This window comes from Nocardia caishijiensis NBRC 108228 (genome assembly GCF_001612825.1).
In the GTDB taxonomy this organism is placed as follows: Bacteria; Actinomycetota; Actinomycetes; order Mycobacteriales; family Mycobacteriaceae; genus Nocardia; species Nocardia caishijiensis.
The window spans coordinates 48,931-70,384 of sequence record NZ_BDBE01000028.1 but is presented as its reverse complement, the minus strand read 5'-3'; the positions used below and the strand labels follow the sequence as shown (position 1 = coordinate 70,384).

Annotated in this window: 14 protein-coding genes and 1 pseudogene; 8 read left to right on the top strand and 7 right to left on the bottom strand. The window is 69.9% G+C overall.

The features are described from left to right. The first annotated feature begins 4 nt into the window (after positions 1-4). Positions 5-1,576, top strand: a complete 1,572-nt coding sequence (guaA, locus tag NC7_RS11560) for a glutamine-hydrolyzing GMP synthase (protein WP_067981798.1) — start codon at positions 5-7, stop codon at positions 1,574-1,576. Position 1,577: 1 nt separating this feature from the next. Here guaA and NC7_RS29040 read toward each other — a convergent pair whose 3' ends face one another. From NC7_RS29040 to NC7_RS11540, 5 genes are all read right to left on the bottom strand, one after another. Further along, positions 1,578-1,715: a hypothetical protein gene (locus NC7_RS29040; protein WP_157101942.1), complete on the bottom strand. Its 138-nt coding sequence runs from the start codon at positions 1,713-1,715 to the stop codon at positions 1,578-1,580. A 67-nt stretch (positions 1,716-1,782) separates the two neighbouring features. Then, positions 1,783-1,989 (bottom strand): hypothetical protein, encoded by a 207-nt coding sequence (locus NC7_RS11555; protein ID WP_067981795.1) that lies wholly within the window; start codon positions 1,987-1,989, stop codon positions 1,783-1,785. Next, on the bottom strand, positions 1,982-3,751 hold the full coding sequence (locus NC7_RS30380; protein ID WP_303745822.1) for a PspC domain-containing protein: 1,770 nt from the start codon (positions 3,749-3,751) through the stop codon (positions 1,982-1,984). The genes NC7_RS11555 and NC7_RS30380 overlap by 8 nt, the downstream gene beginning before the upstream one ends. Before the next feature lie 66 nt (positions 3,752-3,817). Beyond that, a complete protein-coding gene (locus NC7_RS11545) occupies positions 3,818-7,642 on the bottom strand; it encodes a WD40 repeat domain-containing protein (RefSeq protein ID WP_067981788.1) in 3,825 nt (1,274 codons plus the stop codon). Between the two features lie 89 nt (positions 7,643-7,731). Beyond that, positions 7,732-8,361 carry an MspA family porin gene (locus tag NC7_RS11540; protein WP_067981786.1) on the bottom strand — a complete coding sequence of 210 codons (630 nt, stop codon included), beginning with the start codon at positions 8,359-8,361 and terminating at the stop codon, positions 7,732-7,734. A 645-nt stretch (positions 8,362-9,006) separates the two neighbouring features. Between NC7_RS11540 and NC7_RS11535 the strand changes: the two genes are divergently transcribed. Continuing rightward, a complete protein-coding gene (locus NC7_RS11535) occupies positions 9,007-10,356 on the top strand; it encodes an ATP-binding protein (RefSeq protein ID WP_084458389.1) in 1,350 nt (449 codons plus the stop codon). 230 nt (positions 10,357-10,586) lie between these two features. Continuing rightward, entirely contained in the window at positions 10,587-11,228 is a 642-nt protein-coding gene (locus tag NC7_RS11530) for a response regulator (RefSeq protein ID WP_373861243.1), read from the top strand. A gap of 170 nt (positions 11,229-11,398) precedes the next feature. Here the strand turns inward: NC7_RS11530 and NC7_RS11525 are convergent, their stop codons facing one another. Then, positions 11,399-12,529, bottom strand: coding sequence for a serine/threonine-protein kinase (locus NC7_RS11525; RefSeq protein ID WP_067981845.1), 1,131 nt, complete (start codon positions 12,527-12,529; stop codon positions 11,399-11,401). 187 nt (positions 12,530-12,716) lie between these two features. Between NC7_RS11525 and imuA' the strand changes: the two genes are divergently transcribed. From imuA' to NC7_RS11510, 3 genes are all read left to right on the top strand, one after another. Then, the gene (gene imuA' / locus NC7_RS11520; RefSeq protein WP_067981781.1) at positions 12,717-13,472 is read left to right on the top strand and encodes a DnaE2-dependent mutagenesis accessory factor ImuA'; all 756 of its coding nucleotides are present in this window, start codon (positions 12,717-12,719) and stop codon (positions 13,470-13,472) included. Between the two features lie 296 nt (positions 13,473-13,768). Then, the gene (locus NC7_RS11515) at positions 13,769-15,271 is read left to right on the top strand and encodes a DNA polymerase Y family protein (RefSeq protein WP_236573305.1); all 1,503 of its coding nucleotides are present in this window, start codon (positions 13,769-13,771) and stop codon (positions 15,269-15,271) included. A 96-nt stretch (positions 15,272-15,367) separates the two neighbouring features. Then, on the top strand, positions 15,368-16,279 hold the full coding sequence (locus NC7_RS11510; protein ID WP_067981778.1) for a ferredoxin family protein: 912 nt from the start codon (positions 15,368-15,370) through the stop codon (positions 16,277-16,279). Between the two features lie 256 nt (positions 16,280-16,535). On the opposite strand, the gene NC7_RS11505 is transcribed toward NC7_RS11510, so the two are convergent. After that, positions 16,536-17,483, bottom strand: a complete 948-nt coding sequence (locus NC7_RS11505) for an SDR family NAD(P)-dependent oxidoreductase (RefSeq protein WP_067981842.1) — start codon at positions 17,481-17,483, stop codon at positions 16,536-16,538. Between the two features lie 130 nt (positions 17,484-17,613). On the opposite strand from NC7_RS11505, the gene NC7_RS11500 reads away from it, so the two are divergent. Together NC7_RS11500 and NC7_RS11495 are read left to right on the top strand one after the other, a co-directional pair. After that, the gene (locus NC7_RS11500; RefSeq protein WP_084458375.1) at positions 17,614-18,069 is read left to right on the top strand and encodes a hypothetical protein; all 456 of its coding nucleotides are present in this window, start codon (positions 17,614-17,616) and stop codon (positions 18,067-18,069) included. Between the two features lie 50 nt (positions 18,070-18,119). Continuing rightward, a pseudogene (locus tag NC7_RS11495) lies at positions 18,120-21,389 on the top strand (error-prone DNA polymerase); the annotation flags it as partial. Positions 21,390-21,454: the final 65 nt, after the last annotated feature.

The following is a 21,454-nucleotide window of genomic DNA, read 5'->3' as shown; positions in this document are numbered from 1 at the left end:
GCAGGTGGCAGAAACTCAGAGACCGGTCCTCGTCGTCGACTTCGGCGCACAGTACGCACAGCTGATCGCCCGCCGGGTGCGTGAGGCCAGGGTGTTCTCCGAGGTCATTCCGCACACCATGACGGTCGAGGAGATCGCCGAGAAGCAGCCGCTCGCGGTGATCCTGTCCGGCGGTCCGTCCAGCGTGTACGCCGAGGGCGCCCCGCAGCTCGACGCGCGGTTGTTCGACCTCGACGTGCCGGTGTTCGGCATCTGCTACGGCTTCCAGGCCATGGCGCAGGCCCTCGGCGGAACCGTCGCCCACACCGGCACCCGGGAGTACGGCCGCACCGAGCTCAACATCGACGGCGGTGTGCTGCACGGCGGGCTGCCGACCATCCAGCCGGTCTGGATGAGTCACGGTGACGCCGTCACCGACGCCCCCGAGGGCTTCGAGGTCACCGGCACCACGGCCGGTGCCCCGGTCGCCGCGTTCGAGGATCGGGTACGCAAGCTCGCCGGGGTGCAGTACCACCCCGAGGTGCTGCACTCCCCGCACGGTCAGCAGGTGCTGAGCCGGTTCCTGCACGAGCTGGCGGGCATTCCCGCGGCGTGGACCCCGGCCAATATCGCCGAGGCCCTGATCGAGGACGTGCGCGCCCAGATCGGTGACGGCCACGCCATCTGCGGCCTGTCCGGTGGTGTCGACTCCGCTGTCGCCGCCGCGCTGGTGCAGCGTGCCATCGGTGACCGGCTCACCTGTGTGTTCGTCGACCACGGCCTGCTGCGCGCGGGCGAGCGCGAGCAGGTGCAGCAGGATTTCGTTGCCGCGACCGGGGCCAAGCTGGTCACCGTCGACGCGGTCGACAAGTTCCTCGGCGAGCTGAAGGGCGTCTCCGACCCGGAGGAGAAGCGCAAGATCATCGGCCGCGAGTTCATCCGGTCCTTCGAGGACGCGGTGGCGGGCATCGTCGCCGAGCAGGGTGGCGACGGCACGGCGCCCAAGGTCGAGTTCCTGGTGCAGGGCACGCTGTACCCGGACGTGGTCGAGTCCGGTGGCGGTGCCGGTACCGCCAACATCAAGAGCCACCACAATGTCGGTGGCCTGCCCGACGATCTCGAGTTCGACCTGGTCGAGCCGCTGCGGTTGCTGTTCAAGGACGAGGTGCGCGCGGTCGGTCGCGAGCTCGGCCTGCCCGAGGAAATCGTCGCGCGCCAGCCGTTCCCTGGCCCGGGCCTGGCCATCCGCATCGTCGGCGAGGTGACCGCCGACCGGCTCGACCTCCTGCGTCAGGCCGATGCCATCGCCCGTGAGGAGCTCACCGCCGCCGGACTGGACAAGCAGATCTGGCAGTGCCCGGTGGTGCTGCTCGCCGATGTCCGTTCGGTCGGCGTGCAGGGCGACGGCCGCACCTACGGTCACCCGATCGTGTTGCGTCCGGTGTCGAGCGAGGACGCGATGACCGCGGACTGGACTCGCCTGCCCTACGAGGTGCTCGAACGCATCTCCACCCGCATCACCAACGAGGTGGCCGAGGTGAACCGCGTGGTTCTCGACGTGACGAGCAAGCCGCCGGGCACCATCGAATGGGAGTGAGTTAGGCCGGTCGCGGTCGCGGCAACGCCTGGGTGAGCAGCAGCTTGCCCAGGAGGAAGCCGCCGACCTGCGGGCGGTGGGTCGGTGCCTGCGCCTTCGCCTCGGGGGCGGTCGGCTGCCGGTCTGCGGAATTCGCCATCACCAATGCCTTTCCACAGAAATGGCCCGTCGGACGACGGGCCATTTCTCGTTCATATCGGGTTCCGTCAGCGTCGCTTGCGGCGGGGGGAGAGGACCAGGAGCAGGCCGACGACGCTGGCCACGATCACCACACCCCAGCCCACCGGCAGGATCCCGCCGCCGTCGGGGGTCGGTGCGCCCAGCAGCGCCCACCCGCTCACGGCCAGCGCGAGCAGTCCCGTGACGAGCAGGGAAAAGGCCGGGCGGCGTTCGGTTTTCGTCGAGTCAGCCACGGGTCACCTCCACGTCGCCGAGATGCATCGTGATGCGCAGGTCGAGAACCGGCGCGCCGGGGGTGTTCGGGCCGCTGATGCCTTCGTCGCACGGGTTGTCGGCGACCCGGATGTCGCAGGTGGTGTTCACCGTCATCCCTTCTGGCAGATGGACTTTCGCATCACCGATGTTCACCGCTACCTCGACGCTACGCGATTCGGTGAGGGTGAGGCCGCGCAGATCCAATGTCCCCGAACCGATGTCGAGGGCGTAGCGCGGTCGCAGCTCCTGCACGGAGGTCGGCGCCCACACCCGATCGCCGACATTGCCGCTGTTGTCGAAGTCGATCGGTCCGATCAGCGAGGCGAGCAACACGAAACCGGCCAGCGGTGCGGTGAGGACAAGCAGTCCGTACCCGCGTCGCAGGAAGGCACCCGCCACGAGCCCGAGACCGACCACGGCCAAGGCGAAGGCGGCGATGCGGGCGGGGGTCATCCACTCGACGCCCGACGCGGCGGCCGCACCCGCCGCGGCGGCGGCGAGGATGGCGAGGCCGATGGTGATCGGGGTGAGCCGGGAGCGTGGGCGCTTCGGTGGCGGCGGTGCGACCGGGGCGAAGGTGGGGACGGCTTCGGGGAGTTCCCAGGCCAGCGGGGCCACCGCGAGGGGATCCCAGCCAGGCGGTACCTGGGCGCGCAGGTGGGGGCCGCCCGGGCTTCTGGGCAGGGTCGCGGTGTCGCCGACCGTCGACAGGCTGGTCGGCTCGGGTTTCGCGAGATCGATGATGGATCGGTCGTCGCCGGACGCGAGGCCTGCGGTCGGTGTTGTGTCCGCCGTCGGCGCAGGTTGGGCGTCCGCTGCCGATGCCTCTCGGTTGTCCACGACCGCTGCCGATGCTTCTCGGCTCTCCGCCCCCGGTGTCTCCTGGATGCCGCCATCTGTGGTCGGCGTCGCCCCGAATCCGTCAGGTTTCGGCGCGTCCTCGAGTTCTGTGTCGATCGGCGTGGAAGGGGGTGCGTCGGTGTGCTCGGAAGTCGCGGCGCTGCCGAAAGGTACGGCAGTTTCCGGGGCGGGGGCGGTTTCTCCGAGGGTGGTCGAGGACCGTGCGGCGTCGCTGCTCTTGCGCAGCGCCATTGTCTCAGCCTCGTCGACCCGGAGCAAGGGCATGGATTCCGTTGTCGCCGCGCGATTTTCCGTGCGGGGGAGCACAGTGGTCGCCGGATCGGGGACGTAGGCGTCGGGGAGTTTGGTGTAGGGCGTGTACATCCCCTCTGGGGTGTACGGGTACACCGCGTTCGGGTAGCCCGCGCCGGGATAACCGGTGGTGGCGAGCGGGGCACGGTAGCCGTCGAAACCGGCGGGCAGCTCCGGATGACGCAGGTACAGCATCCACCACCCGGCCAGCATCAGGCCCATGCTGATCACGCCGCCACCGCCGAGCCCCAGCCCCACCGGGCCCATGGTCGACACCGCGATGGCCAGCGCCACGATCAACACGATCGTCTTGGTCTGCGAATGCGACCCGCGCCCGCTGAGCGACTCGGCCGCCGACGCCTCGTTGCCCGCGGACCCGAGCACCAACCACGCCAGCAGATACAGGACGATCCCAGCCCCGCCGAAAATGGTCGACACCACGAACGCCACCCGCACCAGCACCGGATCGATGCCGTACCGCAACCCGAACCCGGCGGCCACACCGGCGATCGGCCCCTGCCGAGGCAGCCGGACGGGCCGCGTGTGCCACATCTGCTGAACCTGATCGCCGAAGCTCGTTCTGCTCATGTGTTCCATGGTGTGCTGTGCGACCCCTCGGACACATCGGGGTGAACCCTGAAAATTGCCCGGGGTTCAGGGGCAGGGTGCGCGGTAGGGGCCGTTCGCGACGTGGGTACGCCAGATCGCCTCGGTGAGCATGCCGGTGCTCGCGCAGATATGGGCGGCGACGGCTTCCGGGTCGAGGTCCCAGACGCCGAGCTGGCCGTCGTCGGTGATGAACACGAGCTGTTGCCCGCCTGGGTGCATCGTCACGGTTCGTCTCCGGCCGTCGGCAGGTCCGATCGGCCCGAGGCGGCGGCGTGGTTCGCGGGGATCGGTGATGTCCCACACTGTGGTCGTGCCCTTCTCGCTCGATACCGCCAAGCCGGTGCCGACGCTGGAGATCCAGCTGATCGGCGCGATCTCGGTGCGGACCGCGTCGACGATCGGCGTGAACCAGTCCGAGTCGCCGGTACCCCACAGACCGAACTGGTCACCCCGCGTGACAGCGATAGTTCGATTGTCGGGCAGGAAGTGCGTTGGTGGAAGTGACTCTGCCAAGTCCACCTCGGTGTCGATGACGAGCTGCGGGTGGGCCGGATCATCCAGATTCCAGAGCTGACGATAGAAGTGCGATTCGCTACGGCTCGAGTCATTGTCGTGAAGCATCACCTCCAGCCGTTTGCCATCGCTGCTGAAACTGCCCTCGGCAATCGTGCCCACCCGCGCCGTGATCGGTGGTCCCATCGGTGTGGGCGCCGTTCGGTCGGTGACGTTCCACACCTGAATCGCATTGCGACCGGTAACCAGCATCCGGTTGCCTACGACCGTCGAGAATCGGCCCTCACCCAGCGGCCAGCTCGGCAACATGCGTGGATGACGTGGGTCTTCCAGATCGAAGACGACACGGCGTCTGCCTGGTTCGTCGTGCGCTGTCAGGGTGCGACCGTCCGGGCTCAGTGCGGGTTCGGTCAACCCCGGCAGCGCGGGAATCGTCGCGGTTTCGGTGGGTCGGTGAAGATCGGTGGTATCCCAGACGGCCAACTCGCCTGCCCGGTCGAGTACTGCCATGCGGTTGCCGGTGCCGTCGAAGACGGGGCTCGAAGAGGTTCCTGCCAGCACCTCGAGCATCGAGGGCGGCAGTGTCCAGATGCGCAGCAATCCGTCGTCTCCGGCCCCGATCAGGGTGGGCTCACCAGGAAGGAAAAGCAGGGTTCGAGGGCCGCCGGTGCAGAGGGAACGCCAGGCTCGAGGGCAGGCCGCCGGACTCACCGAGAAGGTCGGTCCGGCCTGAACAGGCTGGGCAGGATCTGCGATGTGCCACAGTCGTGCGTTGTTCTCGTTGCCGATGGCAAGGAGTTTTCCGTCCGGATGAAAGGAGATCGATACTGCCCCGTCGCTGTCCACGCGGGTCGGCATCCCGTGCGTGCGGGGGTGGGAAGGATCGGTGATGTCGAAGATCTGCAATTCACTCCACGACGTACTGGTCGCACCACCCGACCTGCGTGTGATGGTGGCCAGGCGGGTGCCGTCCGGGCTCACTGTGAAGGTTTGCAGATAGTCCGAGGCCGAGACCGAAATCGGTTGGCCGAGAGGGAGCGCGGTCGTAGCATCCCAAGTCTGTACGGTATCGGGGGCGGCAACATAGGCCGTGATGGTGCGTATCGCGAGCGCCGTCGTACCGGGAACGAAGGCGACGGTGTGCCGGTCCCCGGGTAGTGCACGGGTAGCGGTGCGCGCGGGATGCGACCGATCGCGGATATCCCACAGCGTCAGCGTGGCGGCGGCGATCTGAGCAATTGTGGTTCCGGTCGGGTCGACAGCGATCTGCTCCGCGTAACCGGCGTCGAGTGTGTGGACCAGGCGGGGGTATTCGGGACGGGCGAGATCCCACAATCGCGTGCCGGAACGGCCGATGGTGATCGCATTCGTACTGCCGGGAACGAAGGCGAGCTCGGCGATCGCCACGCCGAGCGCGGTGGCCAGGCGCCGAGGCCGAGCAGAATCGCGCAGATCCCAGAAGGCCGCCTCACCGCCATCGTCGATCGAGACCAACAGCGCATCGGCCGGGCGAAACGCAAGCGTCGAGACCCCACGAGCATGCGCGGGTACGGCGACGCCGAGTGGCGAGTCCTGACTGTTCAGCAACAGATTGCGGGTCGCATCGTCCGGCCGGATCCGGTACGCGGCCAACAGGAACTGCGCGGACAACGACGGGTCGGTGGCTCTGGTGCGCTGAGCGGCGGCCACCAGCTCGGCATGGTCACGGTCGAGCGCGCGCTGGTCGGCGAGCCGGGTGCGGTCGAGGGCGATCACACCGGTGGCGAGCAGGGCGAACACCACGACGACCGCCACGATCCGGCGGCGGCTGCTGTTGCGTGCGGCCCGTTTCGAGGCGTGTAGGAAGGTGCGTATCCGCGGATTGCTCCCCGCGCTGCCGACATGTTCGCGCGCGCGATCGAGCCGGGTTCCCCGGTACAGCAGGGCCGGATCCCGCGCGGCGGCAGACCATTCGGCCGCATCACGCTCGAGCCGTTGGCGGACCGCGTACCCCACCCGGTCGGCATCGATCCACCCGCGCAACCGGGGCCACGCGGAGAGCACGATCTCATGGGTGAGCTGCACCGAACTGGTGTCGACGGTGATGAGTCTGCTGGCCGCGAGCACCTCGAGCGCGTCGGTGGCGGACTCGGAATCACCGCTGGCACGGAGCAATTCGGCACGCTCGACGGTGCGTCGGGTGTCGCGGGTGTCCTGCCCGACGGTCACCAGCGCGCCGAGCAGTACCTGGGCGGCGCTGCGCTGCGCCGAAGTGAGCTCGCCCCAGGCCAGTTCGGCGGTCTCGGCGACCGACCCCGCCACGCCACCGACCTTGCGGTACCCGGCGACGGTGAGCTTGCGGCCGTCGCGCTGCTGCCAGGTCGCGGCCATCACATGCGACAGCAGCGGCAGCGTGCCCGGGTCGTATCCGTCGAGATGTTCACCGAGCCCGCGCAATTCGGCGAGGACCAGCTCCGACAACCCCGGCTCGAGGGTGAGTCCGGCGGCAGCGGCGGGACCGGTGATCGCGCGCGACACCTCGTCCATCGACATGGCGCCGAGGAGATAACTGTTGTGCTGCAAGCTGTTCCGCAGCACCGGATAGTGCAGGCACGGCTCGTAGAAGTCGGCCCGCAGTGCCAGGACCACCGTGGGTGGATCGGTCTCGCGGGTGGTGAGTTCGGTGAGCGAGGTCAGGAACGCCGAACGCTCGGCCTCGTCCTGGCAGAGGGTGAACAGCTCCTCGAACTGGTCGACGATCAGCACCGCCGGGTCGTCGCTCAGCGCCGTGGCCAGTGCGGTGGTCGGTGTCGCGCCCGGTGTCATGGTCGCGGCGGGCAGGTCGATCGCCGGTCGCAGTCCCGCGGCCAGCAGCGAGGACTTGCCCGCCCCCGACGCCCCGATCAGCACGACGATGCCCGTGGCCGCGCGGACCAGGGCGGCGAAGTCGGCGGTGGCCTGCTCCCGTCCGAAGAACAGGGTGTGTTCCTCAGGTCGGTAGGCACGCAGGCCGGGGTAGGGGCAGGTGACGTCGTCGCCCGCCGTCGCGGTCCAGGTGACCGATTCCTGCCACAGGCGTCGCCATTCGTGCGGGTCGGCCAGGGTGCGTGGCAGGTCGCGCTGGGCCTTCTCGGTCATCTCGACGAGCGTGAGGACCACGGGCAGCAGGGATTCGAAGCGGGCGGGGACGTTGCGACCGGCTTTCCAGTCGCTGATCCGCTGGGCCGACGGGGTGCCCGACTGCGCACCGCGCATCCGTCGTTCGGTGGCCGCGGCGACCCGGCGCAGGGTCGGGTTGCCCGCCGCGGCGTAGAGCTCACCGAAGCGCTGGGCGAACAGCGCGCGTGGTGAGCGGATCTCGCTGTCGATGACAGTCAACGAACCCCCCGGCCGATGAAAAGGTGACCGGGGCAATGATATTCGCAAGGCCGCCGAACCCGGCGCGGGTGCCGGGTTCGGCAGGGTGGTCACAGGAACATGGTGTCGCCGAAGATCGAGTTCGTGGCCTCGACCTGTCCGGTTCCGGCGGTGACCGTCGCCCACGAGTAGACGTTGAGCGGGCCGCCGCAGTTGCCGACCATCAGGTGGAAGTCCCGGTTCACCAGGTAGGTGGTGCCCGAGCTCAGCGGCATCGACCCCATGTCGATCTTCTTGATCTCGCCTGGGGCGAGCGACAGGCTCAGATCCAGGCCCGCCGAGATCGACGGACCCACGTCGACCGAGCCGTCGGGACCCGAGGAACCGAACCCGACGCTCGCCCCCGCGTCCACCGAGATTCCGCCGTCGATGCCGACCGACAGCTCCAGGTCGACAGCACAGGCCACGAGGTAGCCGGAGCTGAGGTCACCGGTCGCCCCGGGCGGTGCGGTGACGTAGGCGGTGTTGTTCAGAAATACCTCGCGGTTGGTCGGCATGGCGTTGAGCGGCGGCACCAGGCGGTAGGACTGGTCGGTATGGCCGATGGTGAGCTGGAACCCCTCGGGACCGTGGTAGGTCGATTCGTGCGGTGCCATCGGCGTGGCCGAGGCGATCGGCGTCATCCCGAGAGTGCTCAGCGCGATGGTGGTGGCACCCAGCACGGTGGTGATGATGTTCACGTGTTCCTCCCCTGAAGCGGCGGCCGTGGTTCCGGCCTGCCATCAACGTAGGAAGATCGTCTGTGACCGGGCTTGTGAAAGACCGGGGTGAACCCTGAAATCCCTGCTGAGAGTACGACTTCCGGTTTTCCGGTCCGGTCGTCGTCGGCGGCTCCGCGCAGGTCGCGGGTGCGGGTGGATCCGCGCAGGTGGTGGCCGGTTTCTGTCCGGACCGGACAGGCTCCGGCGCAGGTCGGCACGGAATCACCGACATCGGGGCACAGATCAGGGTCTTTCCTGATGTCGGCCACCGCTCGCGCGTGCCAGTATCGAAGTATGGATCCGTCTGTTCCCGCCCGCACCGCCGCCCAGGGGGTACCCGGGCCCGGCTCCGCCCCCGGGATCAACGGCTCCGCGCGGATGCCGCGGCCAGTGCCGCCTCGGCCGAGCGGTCGGCGCTATCGCGAGGCTGTCCGGCAGTACCGCCAGGCTGCCGCGCAGTACGGCGGCACCCCGCAGTACGGCGGCACCCCGCAGTACGGCGGTGCTCAGCAGTACGGCGGTGCTCAGCAGTATCGGCCGATGCCGCAGCCATACCGTCCGGCCGCGGGTTTCCCACCGGTCCCGCCGCAGGGTTACGGCGTGCCACGGGGGTACCTCCCCGGTGTGCTCCCAGTTCCCGCTCCAGAATCAGGTGACCCGGCATTGCCGACGACCCCCCGGCTGGTCCGCCGCACCGGCGGCCGGGTGATCGGTGGTGTCGCGGGTGGCCTGGCCGACCATCTCGGCGTCGACGTGTTCAAGGTGCGGTTGGCGTTCGTGTTGCTGTCCGCCTTGGTCGGTGCTGGTCTGGTGGCCTACGGACTGCTGTGGATCTTCACCCCCGCCGGTGGCGACGCGACCGCGCCGACGGGCGACGAGCGCCGACAAGCGATCGGGCTGGCCCTGCTCGGGATGGTGCTCGCGGTCACCGTCGGCTGGTTGTTCCAGGGCACGGCGGCGAAGGTGATCGTGCCGGTCGTCGTGGTCGCGATCGGCGCCGCGCTGGTGTGGCGCGAATACGATGTCGCCGCCCCGGGGCCGCGGGCGCTGTTCGGGCTGCCCGCGCGACCGTCGGTGGTCACCTGGTCGCGCATCGTAGCCGGGGCGACGCTGATCGTGTTCGGGCTCGGTGTGGTCGTGCTGGCCCGTATCGACCTGAGTTCGCTCGGTTCGGCCCTGATCGCCGTGGCAGTGACCCTGGTCGGCGCGGGCCTGCTCACGGTGCCGCTGTGGTTGCGCATGGTCCGCGCGCTCAATGCCGAACGCGGCGCCCGCATCCGCAACGAGGAGCGCGAGGAGATCGCCTCCCATCTGCACGACTCGGTGCTGCAGACCCTCGCGCTGATCCAGCGCCAAGCCGAGGACCCACAGGAAGTGCTCCGCCTGGCTCGCAGCCAGGAACGCGAACTGCGCAAATGGCTCTTCGACGATGCCGCGCCCGCACATTCGAGCCTGTCGGCCGCCCTGCGAACCATCGCGGGCGAGGTGGAGGACCAGCACGGGGTGAAGGTCACGCCGGTCACCGTCGGCGATGTCGCGATGGACCCGGGCGACACCGGCGCGGGCCTGCCCAAGGAGCACTTCACCGCGCTGCTCGGCGCCACCCGTGAGGCACTGGTCAACGCGGCCAAGCACGCCGACGTGCCCGAGATCGACCTCTTCGCCGAAACCGAACCGCACCAGGTGAGCATTTTCGTGCGCGATCGCGGCGCCGGTTTCGACGTGTCGTCGGTGCCCGCCGATCGGCGCGGAGTGGCCAAATCGATCTGCGCCCGCATCGAACGCCGCGGGGGCACGGCCGAGATCGACTCGACCGTCGGGCGCGGTACCGAGGTGCGGATCGTCATGCCGCGCACGGACTCCGGTACCTCCGAGCCGAGCGACGAGACCCAACCGGTCGAAGCCTCCACCGATGCGCCCACCGCCGCGCTGCGCCTGGACCAGGTGGATCGCGATCAGCCGGTCGACCGCTGAGCGCCTGGTTCGCGCGGCCCGGACATCGCTGAGATCCCGGTCGCGCGGCCGGGAAACGGAGGCGTGGTCGCTGAAGGCCTGGTCGCGCGGACGTCGTGGTGTGGCACTGAGGATCCGTTTGCGTGGCCCGGAAACCGCGGCGTGGTCGGTGATGCCCCGATCGCGCCGCCCCGACATCGTGGTGTGGTACCGATGAGCATCAGGTTCGCGGTTCGAATGAGGAGTCTCGAGTGAGTGTGCGGGTGTTTCTGGTCGACGATCACGCGGTCTTCCGGTCGGGTGTGCGAGCGGAACTGAGCCGGGAAACCGACATGGAGGTCGTCGGCGAGGCCGGGGGCGTGGCGGAGGCGATCGCCGGGATCGATGCCGCGAAACCGGATGTGGTGCTGCTCGACGTGCACATGCCCGACGGCGGCGGCGTCGCGGTGCTGAGCGGAATCGCTTCCGGCCCGGTGTGTTTGGCGCTGAGCGTGTCGGACGCGGCCGAGGACGTGATCGCGGTGATCCGGGCGGGCGCGCGCGGGTACGTCACCAAGACGATCTCCGGCGCCGAACTGGCCGACGGCATCCGGCGGGTCGCGGGTGGTGACGCGGTGTTCAGTCCCAGGCTGGCCGGTTTCGTCCTCGACTCGTTCACCGGCCGCTCCCCGGTCCCCGAACCGCCACTCGACCCCGAACTGGACTCCCTCACCCCGCGCGAGCTGGAAGTGCTGCGCCTGCTCGCCCGCGGATACACCTACCGCGAGATCGCCGAAAGCCTGTTCATCTCGGTGAAAACCGTGGAAACCCACGCCTCGAACGTGCTGCGCAAAACCCAGCAGTCCAACCGCAACGCCCTCACCCGCTGGGCCCATCGCCGCCGCATCGAGTGATCGCGCGGCGCATTCCGCACGGTGGTTCGATGATCGTGCGGCCTCGCACTTCCCCCGGCGCAGGCTCGATTCGGTGTGGCAGAACCGCGTGATCGCGCGGGATGGACGCACCCACCCGGCGTGCGGGTCGGCTCGGCGACGGCGGTGTGTCTCGGGGTGCGGCGATACGCCTACATCACCGCGATGATGAGGGCGATCAGGATGACCAGGCCGATCAGCACGCCCGCGCCGATCGCCAGCGGTGCGCCGTTGGGCAGGTCGTCGAAGAAGCTGCCGCTGCGCTGGGGGCGCGCGGCGGGTGCGGCCGAGGGGGCCCGGTGCGGGCGGGGCAGCGGCTGGGCATTGGGGCTGCGCACGCCGCTGGCGCCGCTGCGCGACGCCCAGGCCGGGATGGTGCCGTCCTCGGTGCGCAGCGGGACACCGAGGATGTAGGCGCCGGTGCCGGGGCCGAAAGCGGCGGTGAGGATTTCGTCGCGGGCCTCGGCCATGGTCGGGCGGCGCTGTGGCGCGGGCTCGAGCATGTGCAGCAGCGGCTGGGTGAGGATGCCGGTGCGGGTGGGCGGGATGATGCGGCCCATCGCGGCCCGGGTCACCACGTCGTTCTCGTCGTCGTCGAAACCGAACGGCGGCTGACCCTCCAGCGCGGTGTAGAGGGTCGCGCCGAGGGAGAACACGTCGCTGGCCTCGGTGGGCTGGGCGCCGCGGGCCACCTCGGGCGGCAGGTAGGCGGGGGTGCCGGTGATCACGCCGTCGGGTTCGTCACCGTGGGGGTCGCCCGCGCCGCGGGAGATGCCGAAGTCGCTGAGTTTCGCCTTGCCCAGGTCGGGGCCTCGGTCGGCGACGAGGATGTTGCCTGGTTTGATGTCGCGGTGCACGATGCCCGCGGCGTGGGCGGCGGCGAGCGCGTCGGCCACCTGCGCGCCGATCTGGGCGACTTCCACCGCGGGCAGTGCGTCCACCAGCGCGAGCGCCTTGGCCACACTGCGCGAGGGTAAGTACTCCATGACGAGCCACGGTTCGCCCGCCTCGATCACCACGTCGTAGACGGCGATGGCGTGCTCGTGCGACAGTTTGGCCGCCACCCGGCCCTCGTGCACGATACTGTTGCGCACTCGCTCGGCCTCGGCCTCGCTCAGACCCGCCGTGGTGAGCACCTGCTTGATCGCGACTTCCCGGTTGAGTAGCCGATCGGTCGCCAGCCAGACCGCACCCATGCCACCCCCGCCCAGCTTCGACTGCAGGCGGTAGCGGCCCGCGACCAGGTAGTCGGGGCCGATATGGGGACGAGCACGTTCGGTCACGGTGCGAGGGTAGCCGAATCTGCCGCTGACTGGCCGGGATCTTGTGTGTGGACAGGAGGAGGGGTGGCTGTCACGCTGGTCGCTATCGAACGTATATTCGAATACGATCGATAGCTGAAACGGTGCTGTCGTTTCGGTGACGAGTGGTTCTCCGCTCGCGGGTCCATCGTGGAAGTAGGTGGTGTTGATGGGTTCGAACAGGGTGTCGCCCGAGCCGGGCACGCGCGAGCACATGCTCGACGAGTTGCGTCGGCGGATGGCCTCGGTGCCGGGACGCGGTGCGTCCGTGGCCGCGCACATACCCCGTGAACAGCCACTTCGTCGTGATCTGCTGCCCGTCCCCGCGCCGTTGGCCGACCTGCTGCCCGACGGCGGGCTGCCGAAGGGCTCGGTGGTCGCCTATTCCGGTGCGCATTCGTTGCTCACCGGTCTGCTCGCCTCGGTCACCGGCGGCGGTGGGCACGCGGCGGTGGTCGGTCTGCCGCGGCTCGGTTTGCTGGCGGCCGCCGAAATGGGTGCGCAGCTCTCGCGCCTCGCGGTCGTCCCCGACCCCGGCCCCGACCCGGCCGAGGTGGCCGCGGTCCTGCTCGACGGCCTGGACCTGGTGGTCCTCGGCCTGCACGGCTTCGCCGTCCCCCCGGCCCGCTGCCGCGTGCTCGCCGCCCGCGCCCGCAACCGTGGCACCACCCTCGTCGTCGCGGGCGGCGAGTGGACCAACCCGGCCTTGCGTCTGGACACCCGGGTCGCCGGTTACGACGGCCTCGGTCCCGGTCGCGGTCGCCTGCGTTCGGTCTGCCTCGACGTGCGCGTCAGCGCCAAGGCGGGCCCACCCCGCCAGGGCCGCATGGACCTGTGCGCTCGCGCGGGCCGCACCGAATGGCTGGCTCGTGAAAATGTCACCCGCCCAACCGAAGTCACCGCCTTACACGAGGCCGTGTCATGACGACCGGCCTGATGCCCAACCCTGCGCGACAGGCATGACCACCCTCGTCGCCTACCTCGTGCCCGTCGACCGGACGCGATCGATCGCCGTCCGCGCTGTCACGAAGGCGTGGACAACGAACTCGGTGTGGTCCGCGATGGTTGGTCGTCCGGATGGCCAAGTGGCGTGGACGACAAGCTCGGTGCGGCCCGCGGTATCGCGGTGGGGGAGCGGGGTCGGGTGTTGTCGTGGGGCGCGCTGATCGGGTGGTTGCGGTGTGGTGCCCGGATTGGCCTGCTGTGGCGGCCGCGGCCGGGATGGGGGTTGCGGCGCAGCGACCGATCGCGGTGTTGCGGGGGAACCGGGTGGTCGCCTGTTCGGCGATCGCGCGGGCCGAGGGGGTACGTCGTGGGATGCGCAGGCGGGACGCGCAGGGCTGCTGCCCGGAACTCGTCGTCGCGCAGGACGACCCGGACCGCGATGCGCGAATGTTCGAACCGGTGGTCGGCGCCGTCGATGCCACTGTGCCGGGTGTCGAGGTGTTGCGGCCGGGGCTGATCGTGCTCGGCGCGCGGGGTGCCGCACGGTATTTCGGCTCCGAGGAGGCGGCCGCGGAACGGTTGATCGACGCGGTCGCCGTGGCCGGGACCGAGGCGCAGATCGGGATCGCCGACACCATGTCGACGGCGGTTATCGCGGCCAAGCGCGGCGCGATCGTCGCGCCGGGGGAGGGCACGCGCTACCTCGCGCCCCTGCCCGTATCCGAGCTCGCGGCCGAACCGAGCCTGGCCGCACCAGATCGCGCCGACCTCGCGGACCTGTTGCACCGCTTGGGTTTACGCCGCATCGGCGACTTCGCCCGACTCGCACCCGCCGAGGTGGCGTCCCGGTTCGGTGCCGACGCCGTGCATGCCCATCGCATGGCGCGCGCCCTCCCGGAACGCCCGCCTTCGGCGCGTAGACCTGCCCCGGAACTGACCGTCGAGCTGGCCTGCGACCCACCCGTCGACCGGGTCGACGCCGCCGCCTTCGCGAGCAGGCAACTGTCCACCCGCTTGCACGCGGCCCTGTCGGCGGCGGGGGTGTCGTGCACCCGGCTCGCCGTCACCGCCCGCACCGAGACCGGCGAGGAACTCACCAGGATCTGGCGGTGCGCGCGCCCACTCACCCCGCCCGACACCGCCGACCGGGTCCGCTGGCAGCTCGACGGCTGGCTCACCCACCGCGCCCGCCCCACCGGTCCCATCGTCGCGCTCACCTTGGAACCGGTCGAAGTGGTCGCTGCGGGCGCGTTGCAGCTGGGGCTGTGGGGCGGTGAGGGCGAGCAGACCGAACGCGCCAGGCGTGCGCTGGTCCGGGTGCAGGGTCTGCTCGGCGGTGAGGCGGTGCGCATCGGTGTGCTCAGTGGCGGCCGTGGCCCCGCCGAACGCATCACCATGATCGCCCTCGGCGACGAACTCACCCCGAGCGCCGATCCCGCCCACCCGTGGCCCGGCCGTCTCCCCGAACCGGCCCCCACCCTGCTCCTGCTGCACCGCCCGACCGTCCATCTGACCGCTGCCGACGGCACCGACGTCGATGTCACCGACCGCGGCCTGTTCACCGCCGACCCGGTGCGTCTGAGCTGGGGCCGCAAGCGGTGGTCCCTGCTCGGCTGGGCAGGCCCCTGGCCCGTCGTCGAACGCTGGTGGTCCGCCGCCGAACCCGCGACCACCGCCGTCCGCGTCCAGGTCCAGCTCGACGCCGACCCCACCGAGATCCGCGCGGCCCTGTTGGTCCACGACGAACACGGCTGGCACGCCGAGGGGGTGTACGAGTAGAAAGTAGCTGCTCAGCGAGGGTGTGAACCGTGCATTGCCGTGCCGCTCTACAGTGAACTCCGGTCAGGAGATCCGAGTGCGGAAGGAGGTGCGGTGATGAATCCGTTCGAGGGCATGGTGTGTTCGGCGGCCGCCGCCGACCTTCCGCTGCTCGGCACGGCGGTACACGCCACGGGGTGGCTGTGTATCGAGCATCCCGGGGCGTGGGGCCGTGACGTGCTGGGCGACGAGGTGCTCGGCCCGGAGATCACACCCGAGTTGGCTGCGCGCACGTCGTCAGCGAAGGTGCGTCCGACGTTGATCCGCCGTCCCGGGCGCTACGAGTTCACCGGCACGCGCACCGTGTTGCTGGCCAGTTCACGGCCCGAGGGTTCGTGGTGTGTGCGGTTCGAGATCACCGACCTACGTGAGCTTTTCGACATCGACCTGCACCTGGTCGACGGCCCCGCCCCGGAGCTCGGTGTGCCGGTGGACGATCCGGTCGTCCTGGTCTGCGCACACGGCAAGCGCGACCAGTGCTGCGCCCGGCTCGGCCGCCCGATCGCCGCCGCCCTGGCCGCCGACCACCCCGAGCGCGTCTGGGAGGCCTCCCACACCGGCGGCCACCGCTTCGCCCCGGCCGTCGTCCTGCTTCCGTCGGGCCTCACCTACGGCCGCGTCGACGCTTCGGCCGCCCGCGACCTGCTCGCCGCCGCCGACACCGGCGAGGTCTCCCTCACCGGCCTGCGCGGTCGCAGCTGCTACCCCCCGATCGCTCAACTGGCCGAAGTCGTTGTCCGCGAACAGGTCTCAGCACCGGCCGACGCCCTCACCGTCGACCTCGACCCCACCCCCACGCACGACCCGACCCGCGCGGGCGCCGCCATCGTCACTCACCGCGACGGCCGCCGCTGGCGCGTGACCACCCGCACCGCCCCCGCCCCACCCCGCCAGGCCGGCTGCAACGCCAAACCCAAACCCGCCAGTTATCTCGAACCGGTGTCCATCGAACAACTCCCCACTCCCTGACCCACGTGCACCACACCCGGCGACGTCCTGTACGCGACCCTGTCAGGCCCTGGGAAGCCCGTTCTCAACGGCGGCCGCCCGAGCTCGCCGATCTGAGCATGGAACTGCTGTCGAGCAGCGCTGATCGGTCGGCTCGCCGCAGCCGCGGGTGCTGCCACGCCCGTGCGTCATGCCGCGCTGGACGATCGACATCACGCTCTCGTGCGGGTTCTTTCTCGGGGAACGCCGCCACCAGAGCGTGGTGATCTCGAAGCAGCTACCAGTGGGTGCCGGGCACCCAGCGGGCGGCTCGGCGGACGGCGGCGCCTGCGGCGGTGCGAGCGGGGGACTTCTTCGGCTCCGGCTGCGGTGCCGGGGGTGCGGGATCGGGATCGGGGGCGGCGCTCGTCTGTCCCTTGGCGGCGGGGGAGTCGGGGATGGCGCGGTAGTAGCGGTGCAGGATGCGGTCGCGGAGTTTGGGGGTGAACAGGGCGCCGTATTCGGCGAGGGTGCCGAGGGGGACGTCGATGCGTTTGGGGCGTTCGGTGAGGGCGCGGACGATGGTGGCCGCGGCCCACTCCGGTGATTCGGCGGGACCTTGTTCCCCGCTGGGGGCGATCATGGGGGTGCGCACGAGTGGCATGTGGATGGTCGTGAAGGTGACACCGTCGGCGAGGGTTTCGACGGCCGCCACCTCGGTGAACTTGTCCAGTGCCGCCTTGCTGGCCAGGTAGGCGGAGAAGCGTGGCGTCGCCACCTGCACCCCGGCGCTGGAGATGTTGACGATGTGGCCGAAGCCGCGCTCGCGCATCTGTGGCAGCAACGCCATGGTCATCCGCAGCGCGCCGAAGTAGTTGACCGCCATCGTGCGTTCGTAGTCGTGTAGGCGGTCGGTGGAGCGGTGGATGGCGCGGCGGATGGACCGGCCCGCGTTGTTGACCAGCATGTCGACGTGATCGTGCTGGTCGAGAATGGTCTTCACGGTCGACTCGACGGATTCGGCGTCGGTCACATCGCACTGATAGCCGTGCGCCTGCCCGCCCGCCGCGCGGATCTCGTCGACCACCTGGGCCAGCTCGTCGCCGCGCCGCGCCAACAGCAGGACGACGGCGCCCTTGTCGGCCACGGCGAGGGCGGCGGCGCGGCCGATGCCGGAGGAAGCGCCGGTGATCACCACGTGCCTTCCGGTGAGATCGCGCCGGTTCTTCGGGGAAACCTGGGACATCACTGCTCCTTTGCAGCTCGCTCCCTCTAACTTACTTCAAAGTAAGTTATGCGACCAGGCCTCGCGGAAACTCGAAAATATGTTCGAACGCCTCTGGTGAATGTTCGAACGTATGTGCGATAATGGCAGCATGGCGGACGATCGGATGGCGGACATCTATGCCGCGGTGCGGCTCGGCGGATTCGACCAGGCGGCGGCGCGCGCGGCGCTGACCCGGCTCTGGGACGAACTGGGGGAAGGCGGCGACCCGTTGCATCGCTGCGTGGTGGCACATCACCTTGCCGATGTGCAGGAACTACCCGAGGGTGCGTTGCTGTGGGATCAGCGGGCCCTGGCCGCGGTGTTCGGGCCGGGTATCCCGCTGGACGACGGGCTGCGCGGATTCCTGCCCTCGCTGTATCTGAACCTGGCCGACAGTCACCGCCGGGTGGGCGATTTCGACATGGCGCGCATGCAACTGACCATCGCCCGAGGCCACCTGGACGTGCTCGCCAACGATGCTTACGGCGCGGTGATCCGGGCCGGTCTCACCCACGTGGAGGCGGCACTGGAGTCGCGGTCGATGGAGCGGTTGCCCGCGAGTTGAGATGTCGGGCAACGCGTTCGAGGTGAGGGGGTAGGGAGAGGAGCGGGTGCGTGGGTTGGAGCAACGGGCCGCCGACCTGGTCGGAGCTGGAGCGGGTGCTCTCGGGCAAGCCGAGTGCCCGCCCGGCCGAGGAGATGCACCCCGGCGACGGGGGCGACAGCCCGGCCTGGTCGCGCAAACGCGGCGAATACCGTGCTCCCGACCTGGAACTCCCGGCAGGCCCGGCGGTGCCCTACGCCGAACTGCACGCCCACTCGGCCTACAGCTTTCTCGACGGCGCGAGCCCGCCCGAGGAACTGGTCGAGGAGGCGGTGCGGCTGGGTCTCGAGGCGCTCGCGCTCACCGATCACAACGGCTTCTACGGGACCGTCCGGTTCGCCGAGGCGGCCAGGGAATGGGGAATGCCAACGGTTTTCGGTGCCGAACTGTCACTGGGAACCGATGCGGAGGCGGCGCCGGGCCGAGGGGATGCGGTCCGGCGCCGTACTGTTCCGCGCGGCGGGATACGCGAGGGAGCCGTCGGCTCGGCCGGTGCGCCGAGTGGGCACGTGGCTGCCACGAATTCGTTGCCCCGCACCGGTTTTCCCGATCCGGCCGGTCCGCACCTGTTGGTGCTGGCCCGGGGTCAGGAGGGTTACCGCCGTCTCTCCCGCGAGATGGCCGCGGCGCACATGGCGGCGGGGGAGAAGGGTGTTCTGCGCTACGACCTGGACACGCTCACCGCCGCGGCGGGTGGTCACTGGCACATCCTCACGGGCTGCCGCAAAGGTCACCTGCGCACCGCCCTCGAGCAAGACCTGCTCGCGGGCGATACGAACCTGCCCGAAGCCGAAGTAGCCCTGCGCGATCTGGTCGAACGGTTCGGCGCCGACCGGGTGAGCGTGGAACTCACCCACCACGGCATCGCCACCGACGACGAACGCAACGGCTACCTGGTGGCCCTCGCCGATCGGCTCGGGTTGCCTGTGCTGGCCACCACCGGCGCGCATTTCGCGTCCCCGGCTCAGCGGCGGCGGGCGATGGCCCTGGCCGCGATCCGTGCCCGCAGCAGCCTCGACGAGATGGTCGGCTGGCTGGCGCCCACCGGCGGTGCCCACCTGCGCTCGGGTGCGGAGATGGCGCGGCTGTTCACGGCGTATCCGCACGCGGTGACCAACGCGGCGGCGCTGGCCCGCGAATGCGCCTTCGATCTCGGCTTGATCGCACCGAAACTGCCACCGTTCGAGGTGCCGCCGGGTCACGACGAGGACTCCTGGCTGCGCGAGCTCACCTATCGCGGCGCCGCCGAACGTTACGGACCGCCTGAACGGAATGCGAAGGCCTACAAGCAGATCGAGCACGAACTGGCCGTGATCCGGCAGCTGGAGTTCCCCGGTTACTTCCTGGTCGTGCACGACATCGTCGAGTTCTGCAAGCACAACGACATCCTGTGCCAGGGGCGCGGGTCGGCCGCCAACTCCGCGGTCTGCTTCGCCATCGGCATCACCAATGTCGACCCGGTCGCCAACAAGCTGCTGTTCGAGCGGTTCCTCGCGCCCGAACGCGACGGCCCACCCGACATCGATATCGACATCGAATCCGACCGCCGCGAGGAGGCCATCCAGCACGTCTACGCCAAGTACGGCCGCGACTACGCCGCCCAGGTGGCGAACGTGATCACCTATCGCGGTAAGTCGGCGGTGCGCGATGCCGCACGGGCGCTGGGTTTTTCGCCCGGTCAGCAGGACGCCTGGAGCAAACAGGTGAGCCGTTGGTCCGGCGTGAGTCAGGAGACGGGCACCGACATCCCCGACGCCGTGCTCGAGCTCGCGGGCGAATTAGACGGTCTGCCAAGGCATCTGGGTATCCACTCCGGCGGCATGGTGATCTGCGACCGCCCCATCGCCGATGTGTGCCCGGTGGAATGGGCGCGCATGGCCGGACGCAGCGTGCTGCAGTGGGACAAGGACGACTGCGCCGCGGTCGGTCTGGTGAAGTTCGACCTGCTCGGTCTCGGCATGCTCTCGGCCCTGCACTACATGATCGACCTGGTGCGCGAGCACAAGGGCGAGCAGGTGGAACTGCACGCCCTCGACCTCACCGAACCGGCCGTCTACGAGATGCTGCGGCGCGCCGATTCGATCGGGGTGTTCCAGGTGGAATCGCGCGCGCAGATGGCGACCCTGCCACGGTTGAAGCCGCGCGAGTTCTACGACCTGGTGGTCGAGGTGGCGCTGATCCGGCCCGGCCCCATCCAGGGCGGTTCGGTGCACCCCTACATCCGCAGGCGCAACGGCAAGGAGCCCCCGGTCTGCGACCATCCGGCGCTGGAGAACTCGCTGTCGCGCACCCTCGGTATCCCGCTGTTCCAGGAACAGCTGATGCAGATGGCCATCGACGTCGCCGGTTTCAGCGCCGCCGAAGCCGATCAGCTGCGCCGCGCCATGGGTTCCAAACGCTCACCGGAGAAGATGGAACGGCTCAGGAACCGTCTCTACCAGGGCATGCGCGACCGGCACGGCATCACTGGCGACCTCGCCGACCGCATCTACGAAAAGCTCTACGCCTTCGCCAATTTCGGTTTCCCCGAAAGTCATTCGCAGAGCTTCGCCGCGCTGGTGTTCTACTCGTCGTGGTTCAAGCTGCACCACCCGGCCGCGTTCTGCGCCGGGCTGCTGCGCGCCCAGCCGATGGGGTTCTACTCGCCGCAGTCGCTGGTCGCCGATGCCCGCCGCCACGGCGTGCTCGTGCACGGCCCCGACATCAACGCCAGCCGCGCCGAACCCACCCTGGAGAACGCGGGCACCGAGGTGCGCCTCGGCCTGGCTGCCGTCCGCCACATCGGTGACGACCTCGCCGAACGCCTCGTCACCGAACGTATCGACCACGGCCCCTACACCTCGATGCTCGACCTCACCGGCCGTGTGGAACTGACTGTCGCCCAAGCCGAATCCCTTGCCACCGCAGGCGCCCTCGACGTGCTGGTCGACACCGAGCCCCCGCGTGCCGTCGGCCCAAGGGGCGGACCACCCGCGTCGAGACATCACACCGAGCCCCGCGCGCTCGCCGAAGCAACGATGGGCACCGCCGAATCGACCGATGGCGCGGTGGCGATTCCGGGCGGTTCGGTGGCGGCGGAGGGGCGGACCATTACTGTCGCGGCGACCGTCGACGCAGTGGCGACGAGCGGCGCGGTAGGGGCCGGTGGCTCGTCGGCGCACGGCGGTGTGAGGTTGGCGGGCGCGGCGGCGGCGCGTGCTGGTGGCGCGGCGGGCGACCGGTCGGACGACATCGATCGGAGAGGGCGGGGTAGCAGTGTGCGGCGGGCCGCACTGTGGGCGGCGGGGGCGGCGGCGGGGGAGCGGCCCGACCTGCTGCCCGGAACCGGTGCGGTGACGCAGGCGCC